At 35.5% G+C, this 14,450-nt stretch carries 12 protein-coding genes, 2 tRNA genes and 3 pseudogenes; 3 read left to right on the top strand and 14 right to left on the bottom strand.

The genetic code is table 11. The features are described from left to right. Positions 1–91: 91 nt before the first annotated feature. On the bottom strand, positions 92–1,108 hold the full coding sequence (gene trpS, locus K5Q12_RS05105) for a tryptophan--tRNA ligase (RefSeq protein ID WP_220742624.1): 1,017 nt from the start codon (positions 1,106–1,108) through the stop codon (positions 92–94). Between the two features lie 155 nt (positions 1,109–1,263). On the opposite strand from trpS, the gene K5Q12_RS05100 reads away from it, so the two are divergent. Continuing rightward, entirely contained in the window at positions 1,264–2,259 is a 996-nt protein-coding gene (locus K5Q12_RS05100) for a ketopantoate reductase family protein (RefSeq protein WP_220742623.1), read from the top strand. Positions 2,260–2,290: 31 nt separating this feature from the next. Here the strand turns inward: K5Q12_RS05100 and K5Q12_RS07265 are convergent. The 6 genes and pseudogenes from K5Q12_RS07265 to K5Q12_RS05075 form a co-directional block, all read right to left on the bottom strand. Next, positions 2,291–2,704, bottom strand: a pseudogene (locus K5Q12_RS07265) (DUF1810 domain-containing protein); the annotation flags it as partial. A 102-nt stretch (positions 2,705–2,806) separates the two neighbouring features. After that, positions 2,807–3,160: pseudogene (locus K5Q12_RS07260) on the bottom strand (NUDIX domain-containing protein); the annotation flags it as partial. A gap of 162 nt (positions 3,161–3,322) precedes the next feature. Then, positions 3,323–4,126, bottom strand: a pseudogene (locus K5Q12_RS05090) (nucleoid-associated protein). Beyond that, the gene (locus K5Q12_RS05085; protein WP_308442791.1) at positions 4,126–5,169 is read right to left on the bottom strand and encodes an AEC family transporter; all 1,044 of its coding nucleotides are present in this window, start codon (positions 5,167–5,169) and stop codon (positions 4,126–4,128) included. Before K5Q12_RS05085 ends, K5Q12_RS05090 begins: the two are co-directional and overlap by 1 nt. 177 nt (positions 5,170–5,346) lie before the next feature. After that, on the bottom strand, positions 5,347–7,467 hold the full coding sequence (locus K5Q12_RS05080) for an AAA family ATPase (protein ID WP_220742622.1): 2,121 nt from the start codon (positions 7,465–7,467) through the stop codon (positions 5,347–5,349). 72 nt (positions 7,468–7,539) lie between these two features. After that, positions 7,540–7,776: a transcriptional regulator gene (locus K5Q12_RS05075; protein WP_220742650.1), complete on the bottom strand. Its 237-nt coding sequence runs from the start codon at positions 7,774–7,776 to the stop codon at positions 7,540–7,542. 253 nt (positions 7,777–8,029) lie between these two features. Between K5Q12_RS05075 and rlmD the strand changes: the two genes are divergently transcribed. Beyond that, positions 8,030–9,526 carry a 23S rRNA (uracil(1939)-C(5))-methyltransferase RlmD gene (rlmD, locus tag K5Q12_RS05070; RefSeq protein ID WP_220742621.1) on the top strand — a complete coding sequence of 499 codons (1,497 nt, stop codon included), beginning with the start codon at positions 8,030–8,032 and terminating at the stop codon, positions 9,524–9,526. A gap of 37 nt (positions 9,527–9,563) precedes the next feature. On the opposite strand, the gene K5Q12_RS05065 is transcribed toward rlmD, so the two are convergent. The 6 genes from K5Q12_RS05065 to mutY all read right to left on the bottom strand — a co-directional run bounded on the left by K5Q12_RS05065 (position 9,564) and on the right by mutY (position 13,287). After that, a complete protein-coding gene (locus K5Q12_RS05065) occupies positions 9,564–10,409 on the bottom strand; it encodes a hypothetical protein (RefSeq protein ID WP_220742620.1) in 846 nt (281 codons plus the stop codon). Position 10,410: 1 nt separating this feature from the next. Further along, complete coding sequence (locus tag K5Q12_RS05060; protein ID WP_004899525.1) at positions 10,411–10,743, bottom strand: PadR family transcriptional regulator; 333 nt, start codon at positions 10,741–10,743, stop codon at positions 10,411–10,413. A gap of 124 nt (positions 10,744–10,867) precedes the next feature. Then, positions 10,868–10,940, bottom strand: a tRNA-Thr gene (locus K5Q12_RS05055). Positions 10,941–11,002: 62 nt separating this feature from the next. Beyond that, positions 11,003–11,084, bottom strand: a tRNA-Leu gene (locus K5Q12_RS05050). Between the two features lie 77 nt (positions 11,085–11,161). After that, positions 11,162–12,265, bottom strand: coding sequence for an AI-2E family transporter (locus tag K5Q12_RS05045; protein ID WP_220742619.1), 1,104 nt, complete (start codon positions 12,263–12,265; stop codon positions 11,162–11,164). A 2-nt stretch (positions 12,266–12,267) separates the two neighbouring features. Beyond that, a complete protein-coding gene (gene mutY, locus K5Q12_RS05040; RefSeq protein ID WP_220742618.1) occupies positions 12,268–13,287 on the bottom strand; it encodes an A/G-specific adenine glycosylase in 1,020 nt (339 codons plus the stop codon). A 124-nt stretch (positions 13,288–13,411) separates the two neighbouring features. Here mutY and K5Q12_RS05035 point away from each other — a divergent pair, with 124 nt between their 5' ends. Further along, positions 13,412–13,555, top strand: a complete 144-nt coding sequence (locus K5Q12_RS05035; protein ID WP_220742617.1) for a hypothetical protein — start codon at positions 13,412–13,414, stop codon at positions 13,553–13,555. 34 nt (positions 13,556–13,589) lie between these two features. Here K5Q12_RS05035 and rlmH read toward each other — a convergent pair whose 3' ends face one another. Beyond that, positions 13,590–14,069: a 23S rRNA (pseudouridine(1915)-N(3))-methyltransferase RlmH gene (rlmH, locus tag K5Q12_RS05030; protein ID WP_220742616.1), complete on the bottom strand. Its 480-nt coding sequence runs from the start codon at positions 14,067–14,069 to the stop codon at positions 13,590–13,592. Positions 14,070–14,450 lie beyond the last annotated feature (381 nt).

Below are 14,450 nucleotides of genomic sequence, written 5' to 3'. Positions count from 1 at the left end.
CATATCATTTTTCCAAAATAGTGTCAATTTGATAGCTATTTATAGTAGATGAGTTAATGCTATTAATTGTCGAAAATATTATGTGATTATTTTAGCTAAAATAATCTACACCCATTGCATGACGTACATCCTTCATAGTTGCTTCGGCAACCATGTTGGCTCTATTAGATCCTTCTTGCAACATTTTTAGTACAGCTGGCATATCTTGTGCAAACATTTCACGACGTTGACGTATTGGTGACATTTCTGCCTCCATAACATCAATTAGGTGTTTTTTTAGTTTCATATCACCTAATCCACCTGATGTATAATGATCTTTCAATTCTTGAACACGTTTTTTATCGGGATCAAAAATATCAAGATAAGTAAACACCACATTTCCTTCAAGATGACCAGGGTCATCAATATTAATATGCAGTGGATCAGTATACATTGATTTAACTTTTTTGACTAAAGTATCGGCATCATCGGAAATATAAATACCATTGCCCAATGATTTGGACATTTTAGCGTTACCATCTATTCCCGGTAATCTTCCTTGGCCTTTTGGAGGAAAAACACCAACTGGTTCAACAAGAACGTCACTATTATAAGCATTATTGAACGAACGTACTAGTTCACGTGTTTGTTCAATCATTGGTTCTTGATCATCACCGACTGGTACCTTAGTTGCTCGGAATATCGTGATATCAGCAGCTTGAGATACTGGATAAGTTAAAAAGCCCGCTGGCAAACTTTCTCCAAAACCTTTTTGATTAATTTCAGATTTAACTGTCGGGTTGCGCTGTAATCTCGCAACAGAAACTAAGTTCATAAAATATTCCGTTAATTCAAATAGACCCTTAATTTGAGATTGAACAAAAATCGTTGTTTTAGTCGGATCAATTCCAACGGCAAGATAATCTAGTGCTACCTCTGTTAATGATTGGCGTATTTTTTCAGGATTTCTAGCATTATCGGTGAATGCTTGTGTATCAGCAATCATTACAAATGGCTCAAAATCGCCAGAATTTTGCATTGCGACTCTATTTTTTAATGAACCTATATAATGTCCAATATGAAGTTTTCCAGTTGGACGATCGCCTGTTAGATAAATTTCTTTAGACATGTTAACTTCCTTCGCTTAAAACGTGCATAATGCACTATATCACATATTATACGGTAAATATAGTTATGTTCATAGTCTAATTTTTATAATCTAACTTGACTTAAAATGTGAATAAGATTAGAATTATGTCATAAAATACAAAGAGGGGTTATCATATGAAATATGCAATGGTTGGTGCTGGTGCAATGGGGCTACGTTACGGCATTCTATTACAAGAAAATGCTGGTGTGCCTGTCGACTTTGTAGAACCAACACAGGCTAGTTTAGATAAAATTCACGAACAAGGCGATAAGGTTTGGAAATCTCGAGATCACAAGGATCGTCACGAAATTAAAATAAATATCTTTTCTCCAGAAGAATACACCGGAACACCTGATGTCTGGATATTTTTTATGAAGCAAATGCAACTACAAGATGCTCTCGATCGTTTAGCACCGAAATTCAAAACTGGGCAAACGGCTGTTGGTGCTATGAATGGTATGGGTCATATTGAAAAACTTCAAAAATATTTTGATGATTCTCATATCATTGGTGGTACAGCAATGATTGCCACTGTACTTAATGATTTTGGTGATGTTGATTTCATGGGAGCTGAAGGTGCAGGTTCATCTGTTTATGCTAATCTCACTGAAAAGCCGTCAGAAACTATGGATGCTCTTCAAAAAGATTTCACGGCTGCTCATTTAAACCCAACTTATACTGAAAACTTTATGGGTACTCTATTAACTAAAGTATTTTTTAATGCTGTTGAAAATTCGATTGCAACAATGTTTCAATCTCGTATGGGACAACTAATGGCTTACGATGGTTTCTTAGAAGGTATTGCAAGGCCATTAATTAATGAGGCGTACGATGCTGCTGAAGCAGCAGGTATTCAGTTAATTGAAACCCGCGATGAGATGGTTGCCCAAGTAGACTACGTCTCAAATGTAGCTAATCCGCTTCATTTCCCTTCAATGTATCAGGATTTCGTTAAAGGACGTCCAACTGAAGTTGATTATATTAATGGTTGGATTGCCGATTTAGCTGATAAAAACGGGACACAAGCGCCTAATCATCATCTGGTAACACACTTTGTTCACTTAGCTGAATCAATGAGAAAGTTTACACCGCCAGTTAACAAATTAGATCCTAATTACACAGGAGCATAATAAAAAGCATGTCTCATTATAGACATGCTTTTTATTTTATTAAGGACAGTGTATCATCATGTTGTTGACCAGCAAAAAATTTGTCCAATACTTTTTGATATAAATCACTCTCATTATCAACGCAACTAAACAATGTCATGCTGGCTTGCAGTTTGTCAGCATCTACAGACCCAAATATTGTTACTGGATTAGTTTCATCAAGTGATAATAAAATCATTATAATTTTGTTCAGACGCTCACTTAATATATCGTCTTCAAGATAATCATGCGCTTCTTGTACTCCATTAATACCATAATAGACTGCGCGTTCACTTTTTCCTAAATCTCTTAATTGTGGTAGAACAAACCACATCCAATGCGTTAATTTACGTCCTTTAGCTAATTCATTTAGCGCATCTTGATAATTATTTACACCAACAATTTCCCCATTTTGTGCATCAATAAACCGTTGTAGTGCAGAATTAAGTGTCAACATTTGTACATCATTTGACTTTTTATATTGACGAAATAGACGATAAACTGCCCTTCCTGAGAAAGTCAAATGTAAGTGGTCAATTGTTTTAGGAGATACCCACTTTTTATCATCAATTTCGGTTTCATCAATTTCAGCTTCTTCTGATGACCAGTTTGTGAGATAAAATATATTAGTATATAGTTTGGTCAAATCACCATTAGGATACTTTGCTTTAAATTCTTTACCAGAAATAGATCCAATTAATCTCAAATCTTGCGGATGCGCACGTATTCCTGCTTCTTCTAATACTTCTCGTGCAGCATTTTCTTGCCAAGATAATTCAGGCTCAATATAACCGCCAGGAAATGCCCATCCATTAAAGTCACGATTAAAAATCATCAATAACTCTCCACGAGCATTTTCGATCACAACATCTGTTGTTGGCATGACGAGTTCAAAGTCATGCCCAACATATTCACGTATTTTGGCAACATATGAATCTTGATATGGCATTTTTTTGTTGTACACATTTCTCCCCCCTGTGTACTTCCTTTCCTTAATTTATTACATCAATTATACAGTAAAATTCTTCGTTTTTTTTAAACACAACTAAACCTTAAAGATATTGAAGACACTTTCAATATCTTTAATTACTAAAGACATTGTCCATTCAAATTGTTCACAAATTCGACCTTTGACGGATCTTGATAAATTGATATAGGAATAGAGATTTCGCTACCAGAATCTAGCTTAAATTTTTGTGTGCGATACTTTTTCTGATACTTTTCTTTATTTTCAATGGTAATAGTTTTATCGATTACCTGTGCCACTATTTTTTCTTGATATTGCATTTTAGCAGTCAAATTGTCTGAAAACACTTTTTTTGCAATAGTAGTTGTGTCTAATTGTCCAGATTCTAAGGCATCATAAATCACTTCTTGTGTTTTGGCTAACCCTTCATGCGCTGGTAAATTATCATATTTGTCAGCAATATTTTTGACAGTACGCCTAATAATCTGCATATTTTCTTTTACAGATGTTTCAGGTTTAATAGCTAAGAATCTTTCAGAAAAGTAAGCGACACGATGACCAGCAATAAGGTATTTTTTTCTCCAATAAATGGTATTGTTGTGTTATTAAATCAACTAAAATGGCTTCATCAACTGTCTGCGTTGCTGCTGGTAAGACCGCCTGATTTAATACCAAATAAAAGTCAGCATTATTTAACACTATTGCAAGATAGTCATGCACCGTTAAGGTACCTTTTTTGACATCCCCTACATAAATTTTTTCTACTATTTGTTCAATATACTCTTGTATTCCTGAAAGATCTAAGATCATTTCACCTTATGACACAATTAAACTACCAGTATTGGTATCCAAAATATGTAGTATTGCATGTTGAATAATCATCATTGTGATGATATACGACGAAGATTATCAATCTTATCATGATTAATAAGATATATTGAAAGTGGTCTGCCGATATCCAAGTATATTACTTTGACTTTTAAATAGTCTTGTGAAACTAGATAATCTAAGTACTTTTTAGTCGTTACACGTGATAATTTGACACTATCAGATAAATCTTTATTTGAAAATGTATTCGGAAACGATAAAATGTTGATTACCATCATTTTTAAGGTAACTTTGGAGATACCTTTGGGTAAATCAATATTCTTGCCATTCATAATGTTATTACCTTGAAAATAAATGTTAATATCTTTTTGTGATAATTTTTTCTTATCTAAAGGTATTTTTTCCATGATAAAAAATTTATTGATTTCTTTTTCAAACCTTCTTAATTGGAAAGGTTTGATTAAATAATCAACGACACCATTATTCATCGCTTGCACAATTGTCTCACGATCATCAGCAGCAGTAATCATAATCACTGCTATGCTATTATTAACTTGTCTCAAGTATGTTAAAAAGTCTATTCCCTTACCATCGGGTAAATATACATCTAGCAGCAACAAATTAATATTTTTAATATCAATTATCTTTTTGGCTTGCCTCAACAAAAAAATTCGATAACCTATGTTAAATACAGAACCATACAATATGCCCTTAGCTCCCCAAACCGCCCCGACAATCGGTAATCCAAAAAAAGTGGTTGATCCGAAAATCGACAGGACTTTTAGAGTCATCTGCCGATCACCTTGTGTCTTGTAAATTCGAAAAAAGGGATTCATCACAAAAATCAAAATGATATACATGACAATGCCCCAAATCAAAACATTTGTACATTGACTCAATGTCTTGGTATTAATTGGTTGCATAAAAGATGTAAATGCTAAAGCTGGTAATGCAACGCTGAGCACAACCTTCGACAATACTTTAGCAAAATCGGCACTAAAAATATTATTTTTACGCATAATATATCCAATTAGAATAATAAACACTGTAGATATGATAGCAATCACAATATTTGTATTACTAAAAGTACGTTCCAATGCCTATAAAAAGTTCATTTTAAAAAACCTCCAATAATTTTATAACACTTTTCAAAGACTATACTACTGTTATTTAGTGAAATAGTTAACAAAACAAAATTATTGTAACCGAATTAATTAATTATGAATAAAAAACTGATAGACAAACTGTCTATCAGTCACATATACTGCTATTAATTACTTATCAATCACTGCCGAAATAACTACTTTACCATCAACTAAATCGGCACTCAAATGCTTTTCACCAGGATTATCGAGATAGAAGTCAGTCACTTGATCACGAATTTGTTGTTCAATAACACGGCGTAATGGTCGTGCACCCATAGCTTCATCAAATCCTTCTTCAATCAAATGGTTTTTAACTTCTTCAGAGACTTGAAGTGCTAAGTCTTTCTTGCTTAATGTTTTATTGACATCATCTAACATTAAGTCAACAATTTGCTTCAAATCTTCTTTACTCAATGCTGAAAATTCAATAACACCATTAAATCGATTTAAGAATTCTGGTCGGAAATAAGGTGATAATCTATCCATCAGTTTACCATCACTCTTATCTGAAAATCCAGCATTTGATGTTGCAATGATCACAGTGTTTTTGAAATTAACTACGTTACCTTGCCCGTCAGTTAAACGACCATCGTCCATTACTTGAAGTAATAAAGTTAGTACTTGAGGATTAGCCTTTTCAATTTCATCTAATAACACAATTGAATATGGGTTACGACGAACTTTTTCTGTCAGTGTGTTGCTATTATCATCATAACCAATGTACCCTGCTGTTGTACCAATTAACTTAGAAACAGCTGTTAAATCAGAATATTCTGACATGTCCAATCGGATAATATTTTCTTTTGAACCAAACATATCTAATGCTAACTGCTTAGCTAACTCTGTCTTTCCAACACCTGTTGGTCCCACAAATAAGAAACTACCAATTGGACGATTTCCTTCATCAAATCCAGCACGGTTTCGACGAATAGCACGTGCAACCATGTTGACCGCTTCATCTTGACCGATAACTTTACCAGCTAAACGCTGCCCAATTGTCTTTAAGCGCTCAATATCAGAAGCACCCATTTGCGATACAGGAATACCAGTTAAGCGTTCAACGGATTCCGCCACATCATTTGTTGTTGCCACAACCTTTGTGGCTTCATCAGCGCCATCAATTTTCTTTTCCAACTCCGCAATACGATTCTTTTGGTTTAAGGCTGCTTCAAAGTCCTCGTCTGCTACAGCCTTGTCTTGCTTTGCTTTGGCTTCACTTAATTCTTTTTCCAGACTGACCTTATCAGTGACAGGATTCTTAGCACTTAAATGTGCGGCTGTCATATCTAACAGGTCAATTGCCTTATCTGGTAGTGAACGTTGTGGAATATATTGTACAGAATAATCTACAGCCGCCTTTAAGACTTCTGCAGGGAGTGATACATGATGATGCTTTTCATATAAAGCAGCAATTCCCTTCAAAATCTCTAGCGTGTCTTTTGCAGATGGCGCATTAACTGTTACTTCGTTAAAGCGTCGTGCCAACGCTGCATTCTTCATGATAGTGTTACGATACTCATCTTGGGTCGTTGCACCAATTAATGAAATTTCACCACGGCTCAATGCTGGCTTGATAATATCTGCTAATCCTTTACCACCATCTTCTCCACCTGTTGAGCCGGCACCTAGAATTTGATGAATTTCATCGAAGAATAAGATAACGTTTCCAGCTGCCTTAACTTCTTTCATCAAATTTTGAACATTTTCTTCAAAGGCACCTCGGAATTGCGTACCGGCCTCTAAACTTGAAATATCAATTGAATAAATTTCCTTGTCTTTAATCGCTGCTGGCACATCCCCATTAACAATTGCCTGGGCCAAGCCTTCAACAACGGCTGTTTTTCCAACACCAGCATCTCCAACCAAAACAGGATTATTCTTTGTACGACGGCCCAATATTTCTGCTGTTTCTTGAATTTCTTTGTTACGACCAATGACTGGATCAAGCAAGCCATCACGTGCTTCCTGAGTCAAATTACGTCCTAGCTTTGCCAACATACCCTCTTGCTTAGGCTGACCTGGTTGTTGGGCAGTCATTCGACCATTCCCAGAAACTTGTCCTTGCTGACCACCTTGTGGTAGCTTGCCACTCTGACGATATTGAGCAAATTGCTCGGGTGTGACTTCTTGACCGTTGATAAGATAACGTCTATTTTCACTGTTATAGCCATTCATGTTGCCCATCATGTTGTTAAAAATGTCATTCATATCTGATCCAAATGGATCGTTAAAAAAGTTATTATTTGCCATGTGTTAAAATCCCCTTTTTACATGTGCTCATCAGTTATCACTCATCCCCTAAAATATGATAAACATAGCTGATTACTTGTGCTGATCGGAGTCAAAATACAATTGTTCGAGATCACGAAGAACCTCCCACATTGCTTTGTGTTGCGCTTTTGCTAAGGCATCTAAGTCTCTCACATTTAAACTCGTTGCATCCGATTGCGTCTTGTTAAACGACTTGTGAATCGTTGTATAGCCGTAACCAGAATCTTTCGCTACTCTATAAATTGTTAGCGAATTATCATCCAAATACGCCTTAATATCAAATCTCATCATCGTTTACTCCAACTTAATGTTTGTCCGCGGACACGAACGTGACTGCGGTTGATAAAGTTCATGCTTCTTGTCATTTTTCCACATCTCCTTTACAACAATAATTATAACACACTTGTGTTATAACACAAGTGCAAAACACTTACATTTGTAAACTATTTTAAATTGACACAGCTGTTATACTAGTTAGATAACAACGTCACCATGGCATTGCAATGCAGAAAGGATTGTGCTGGTTATCAGCACACAAACTATGACAGAAAATAAAAAACAAAAAAGAGCTTATTCATCTAAATCAAAGTCTCAACCAGGCCAAAAGACCTATTATGGCAAGCATTTTGATCCACGTAAACAACATGGTCAGCGGCGCGCCTCAACTGATGGCGTTGCTGTGCGTATTGGACAGAATTTTCCATTAACAATCAAACGTTTGGGAATTAACGGTGAGGGCATTGGTTACTTTAAGCGTAAGATTGTCTTTGTTCCCGGCGTTTTACCCAATGAAGTCGCTGTTGTCAAAGTAACAGACGTCCAGCCAAAATATATTGCCGCCAAGGTCTTGAAAATTCGTGAAAAATCACCCAATCGTGTAAAACCATTAGATACATTCGCTGATGAAGTTGGTGGTTTTGAACTTGAGCACATGACTTACTCTGCGCAATTAGCCTTTAAAAAAGATATTATTGCGCAATCACTAGAAAAATTCCAACCAAAAGGCTGGTCAGAGTATGACCTACGTGACACGATTGGCATGGCTAACCCTTATGAATATCGCAATAAGGCGCAGTTCCCCGTTCGCAAAATTGATGATGTACTTAGTGTTGGCATGTACAAGCGTGGCAGTCATGAACTAGTTGATTTACCCATTGTCCATACACAATCACCAGCGACAATGAAAGTGTTACGCACCGTACGTGATCTATTAGATAAATTATCAGTATCTATTTATAATGAAGATAAGAATCGTGGTACAGTTAAAACAATTGTCGCCCGTGTGTCACACACCACAGGTGACGTACAATTAACATTCGTCACAAATACCGATGGGTTCCCTGGTGATGTCGCACTTATTGCAGCAATTAACCAAGCATTACCAGAAGTTAATGGTATTTTCCAAAACTTCAACCCCGGTCGTACGAGCCTTGTCTGGGGTGAAGAGACTATTAAGTTATGGGGCAAAGATTATATTGAAGAAACGGTGATGGGTAAGACATTCCAACTATCACCGCGTGCATTCATGCAGTTAAACCACACGCAAATGACCGTTGTCTATAATGAGGCACTGTCGGCACTTAATTTAACACATGCCGATAAACTCGTCGATGCATATGCTGGTGTTGGTACAATTGGTCTCAGCCTTGCTGATAAAGCTGGCGAAGTCCGTGGCATGGAAATCATTCCTGAAGCTGTTGACGACGCTAATATCAATGCTAAAATTAATCATATCTCAAATGCTAAGTATGAAGTTGGCACTGCTGAAGTACTCTTTCCAAAATGGCAAACCGAAGGTTGGTTAGCTGACGCGTTGGTGGTTGATCCACCGCGTACTGGCTTAGATACCGCGTTACGACGTGAAATTATTCGGACAAAACCAGAGAAATTTGTTTATATTTCATGTAACGCATCAACGCTGGCACGCGATTTAGTTGATTTAACCAAAGCATACAAGGTTGATTACATTCAAAGTATTGACATGTTTCCACAAACTGCGCGTTGGGAAGGCGTTGTCAAGTTAACACGTCGTGATTAACGCATTAAAAAACCAAACTGTCGTACAGTTTGGTTTTTTAATGTTCATTTGTATCTTTTTTCATGTTTCTGATGGTCAAATAACTGATGAGGTAGAAAATTACCATAGTAAAAATCATAAGACCAGCATAAACATAACGACCTGAGTTAACGTTAATAAACGTTGCGAGATACGGTAATCTGGCTGCAATACCCATTACACCAAATACAAATGCTACAAAAACAAATGGTGTCCAAAATTTGTTATCGGCTATTCTCAAATAAAAAAATAACCCAATTAACCATAATACCATGATTATAACAATACCTAATACCCCATTAACATTAATCTTGAACGGTGTATGTACCCAAAAATTGATGAGTAGCACAGGCGCCAAAATAACCATTAAAACAACCCATAATACCAGCAACCGAATCACCTTATGCTTGATAAAAACAGTTAATTTATATATTGTACTGGCCAAGTATTTAAACGAAACCATAATAACAATGAAAGCGTATATGCTAGTAATAACCATTATACCAATATCTATTGGTTTTCCAGTTGTAGTTAACGATGGTAATATACTGCTACCAGCATAACTAACTAGAACAAGTAAGAATAATTTAATCCCTTCCCATAAGCTACGTGGTAAAGTTACAAGAAAGTCATCTGCTATAACTTTGGGTTCTTTCCCAAAATAAGATTTAGCAGATATACCATCTTGTTGGGCTAATAAGATATCTTGCAATACTTCTAATAAGAACGCCTCTATTTTTTCTTCATCCCGCATGATACCTTCAAATCGTAAATAGAGTAATAAATTTTCATAATAAACTTTATTTTCATTAGTCAATTTTTCTCTTAATTGATTATTTTGCGTAATCATTTTTTTGATATTCATGTCATTCCCCCTCATTAATCAAACTATTAACTGCCCCTGACAATGTTTCCCACGATAAAATAAATTCTTGTTTGGCTTCAACACCGACTGATGTCACATAATAGTATTTTCGATCTGGTCCATCTGCAGATGCTCGCATCTTGCCTACCACTAACCCCCGTTTCTCCATGGTTGTTAATAGTGGATAAATTGTACCTTTTGGAATTTCCGCCAAACCGTATTTGTTTATTTGTTTACTAATACCATAGCCATAGTCTGGCTGTTTTTCTAAAATAATCAACATCATTCCTTGCAAAATACCTTTGAGCATTTGACTAGACACTTGTTGCTTCATACTGAAAAGACCTCTTTACTATGTTGTTTAACACACTAGTATTATAAAATGAAATCACTATATTGTAAAGCACACTAGACTACAAAATAAAAAGCACTAATCTAAGATTAGTGCTTTTTGATTATGCCGACTAGCGGATTCGAACCGTTGACCCCCTCATTACTAGTGAGATGCTCTACCAACTGAGCTAAGTCGGCAACTCTAAGTACTCAAGTATATTTCATATACTAGATACCCCAGAGAACACTCGATTCTCTTATACGGGTGACAGGAATCGAACCTGCACGCCTTGCGGCACTGGAACCTAAATCCAGCGCGTCTGCCAGTTCCGCCACACCCGCATGTAGTTGCTAACACAACTATATTAGTTTACTTGATAATTTAAGATTCGTCAATACCTTTTTTATTTTAATATAAACTATTCTGCTCTCGTCAGTGAAAATAATTCAATACCAAATTTAACAATTACCCGTAACACGGCATACACAGGAATAATTAAAATCATCCCAACGATACCCCATAAATTTCCGGCTACCATCAGTAATAACATAATAGTTAATGGATGAATAGCTAATGACTTCCCGATAACATTTGGATAAATAAAATTACCGTCTAATTGTTGTACTACAGTCATAACAATTAATACAAAAACAACCTGCTTCCAAGATTGTGTACTTGCAACAATTAATGATGGCACAACACCAATCCAAGGGCCAATATAAGGCACAATATTTGTAATACCTGCAATAACACCTAGTAGCCAAGCATATGGTTGCCCAATAATAAAATAACCAATCGTCATTGATAAACCAACAAATCCCATTTCAATCGCTTGCCCTGAAATGTATTTTTCAATAGTATGATCCATTTCTGCAGTTAATTCAGATATTTTTTCAGCATGTCTTTCAGGAAACATTTTTTTGATAGCTGGTACCAAACGTTCTCCGTCACTTAGCATATAAAATAAAACAACCGGTATTGTTATCATATTAATGGTAAATGATGTAATGCTTGACACAACTGCTCCCAATGTTCCGGCTGTAATGGTTAGAAATGAAGCCGCGTACTTACTAATAGCATTTTTAACTTCTGAAACATCTAATGATAAATTAAGATTGCTAAACCACTTCGTGTTCATAGTTTTGGTAGCATACTGTTGTAAATCTTGCGCAAATCCTGGTAATGCACTTACAAGATTAGTCACTTCTTTAATTAAAGTAGGCACTAACATAATCAAGGCTCCGCCTATCACAGCAAGAAAAATTAAAAAAGTGATAATTACTGCCAACTGGTGTGGTAATTTCTTACCATGTATAGTCATTTTTTTAATTAAAGATAACAATGGCTTTAAAATGTAATATAAAAATCCTGAAACAATCAATGGTACAAATACCGTTGAGATAAATACAGAGATGGGACGCATTAAGAAATCAAATCCTGACACAATAAATATCAGCAATGATATACCTAAAAGCTCCATTGTCCAAAAAAATAGATGTTTCAATTTTGTATTTGGAAACATGATTATAACTCCCCCAATGCTTTTAGCAATTTATGTTGTAAAGTTGGTAACGATAGTTGTTGCCATTCGTCAGGTTTGAAAAACTGTTGATTTTTGTTGGGTGTAATTGCTTGTTTAACCAACCATATTTCCCATCGTTTGTGTGTGAATACATGAATAACTGGTTTAATGGTTAACTGCTCACCCTTGATTTCTTCAATGTTTTGAATTTCCGTAAGTGGAAATGTCCAGAATCCAGATAATAGTCCTTTTTCAGGTCGCTTCTCGAATAATAACCTACCTTCTTTTTCGGTAACAGTGGCCACAAATTGTTGTTTGATCGGCTTTTTTTTCTTTGTCTTTACTGGGTAATCAAGTTCGACACCATCTAAATATGCTGCATTGAATTCTTTTACAGGGGAATTTTCACTATCAGGATTCTTTGCTGTCATATAACTTGATCCCAAATCCATAATAGCTTGATTAAAATCCCCAGGTCTCTTTGGATCAACAATGGGTAAAATAGCATCGTAGAATATTTTTCTTGATTTAGTATTAGCGATGTCGGCATCTATCTTTAGTAGTCTGCTAAATACACGATAAGCATTCCCATCAATAGCTGGAACAACTTCACTAAAGCTAATTGAAGCAATGGCAGCAGCTGTGTAAGGTCCTACACCAGGTAATTCTTGTAAATCGTCTGAACTCTCAGGCCAGCATCCTTTCAAATCATCTACAACAAATTTAGCAGCCTTTTGTAAATTACGTGCACGAGAATAGTAACCCAAGCCTTCCCATAGCTTTAACACTTGTTCTTCAGGTGCTTCAGCCAAATCTTGCACTGAGGGTAGCACATCAAGAAAGCGTTCATAATATGGTAAAACCGTATCTACTTGTGTTTGTTGGAGCATAATTTCTGACACTAGTACACGATAAGGATCATGATTGAGTCGCCAAGGTAAATTAGCACGTCCCTCTTGATCGTACCATCTTAATAATGTTGTACGAAATGATTTAATTGTTTCTTCAGACCATAATTTCATATATCTATTGTACCCTAAAAAACGGTTATTTTTTAACAGTTATCTTGATATAGGTTGATTTTCAAACATTTATGCCGTATAATAATGTCTTGTATGTAAATCATTTTAAAAAGGAGTACCCATCATGGCATTAAAGAAGCCACTTAATTCATTCGCCCGTGCTCGTAAGGTCGGACACAACTCAGCCAAGAAGCAACGTCAAACTGCTATCGCAAAGTTGCAACAATGGGCAAAAGGCAAATCAGAAGAATTGCCAACAACAAAGTAATTTTAAAAAAGCACAACGTCAACGTTGTGCTTTTTTATTTGTGATAAGGAGAACCTTGCTGAATCATAAAAGCCCTATAGATTTGTTCAACCAATACTAAGCGCATTAGTTGATGAGGTAAAGTCAATAATCCAAAACTGACCTTCATATCAGCACGTTCCTTAATATGCTTATCTAACCCTAACGATCCACCAATAATAAATGTGATGTTCGAATACCCTGATACAGTAATATCAGCCAATTTTTCAGAGAATTTTTCTGAAGGCAATTGTTTTCCCTCAATCGCTAATACAATGACATAATCACGTGGACCAATTTTTGCATTAATTCTCATAGCTTCCTTCGACATTATTTGCTGATTTTGCACTTCACTAGCATTTTCAGGTGTTTTTTCATCAGGTAATTCAATCATTTCAAACTTTGAAAATCTTGAGATACGCTTTCTATACTCGGCAATACCTTCCTTTAAATACTTTTCTTTTAACTTACCAACTGTAATTAATTTAATATTCATATCACTTAAGCTTTCTGTAAAATCATCATGCGTTATTAAAAAGACTCATTACACATATTTCCACACGAACAAAACATATTTATTTTATGCTATGTTGCTATTATATCAAGTGTGATATTGTTCGTATGATTATTTATCCACATATTATTTAAATTTTAAAATAAAAGTGGATAACTTTATCAACGCTATTTTAGCTTGATTCAATCAAATATGAGCGACAAATTTTGTATTTATCCACAGTTTTCCACTTTTTTATCCACAGCTGTGGATAAGCACATGTGTTCCCTTTACAATAAATATAGAAACACTATATATTGTTAAATAATTGTCTAATTTAAATAAATTTCGTAGAAATTTATTATCACTAACACATAAATAACG

Source organism: Leuconostoc palmae, assembly GCF_019656075.1.
Lineage (GTDB): Bacteria > Bacillota > Bacilli > Lactobacillales > Lactobacillaceae > Leuconostoc > Leuconostoc palmae.
This window is presented reverse-complemented; position numbering and strand designations above follow the sequence as displayed.

Bases quoted from the DNA above. Each gene is read 5' to 3' on its own strand.
- trpS (WP_220742624.1), bottom strand. From the start codon at position 1,108: ATGTCTAAAGAAATTTATCTAACAGGCGATCGTCCAACTGGAAAACTT.
- K5Q12_RS05100 (WP_220742623.1), top strand. From the start codon at position 1,264: ATGAAATATGCAATGGTTGGTGCTGGTGCAATGGGGCTACGTTACGGC.
- K5Q12_RS05080 (WP_220742622.1), bottom strand. From the start codon at position 7,467: ATGGCAAATAATAACTTTTTTAACGATCCATTTGGATCAGATATGAAT.
- K5Q12_RS05075 (WP_220742650.1), bottom strand. From the start codon at position 7,776: ATGAGATTTGATATTAAGGCGTATTTGGATGATAATTCGCTAACAATT.
- rlmD (WP_220742621.1), top strand. From the start codon at position 8,030: ATGACAGAAAATAAAAAACAAAAAAGAGCTTATTCATCTAAATCAAAG.
- K5Q12_RS05065 (WP_220742620.1), bottom strand. From the start codon at position 10,409: ATGAATATCAAAAAAATGATTACGCAAAATAATCAATTAAGAGAAAAA.
- K5Q12_RS05060 (WP_004899525.1), bottom strand. From the start codon at position 10,743: ATGAAGCAACAAGTGTCTAGTCAAATGCTCAAAGGTATTTTGCAAGGA.
- K5Q12_RS05045 (WP_220742619.1), bottom strand. From the start codon at position 12,265: ATGTTTCCAAATACAAAATTGAAACATCTATTTTTTTGGACAATGGAG.
- mutY (WP_220742618.1), bottom strand. From the start codon at position 13,287: ATGAAATTATGGTCTGAAGAAACAATTAAATCATTTCGTACAACATTA.
- K5Q12_RS05035 (WP_220742617.1), top strand. From the start codon at position 13,412: ATGGCATTAAAGAAGCCACTTAATTCATTCGCCCGTGCTCGTAAGGTC.
- rlmH (WP_220742616.1), bottom strand. From the start codon at position 14,069: ATGAATATTAAATTAATTACAGTTGGTAAGTTAAAAGAAAAGTATTTA.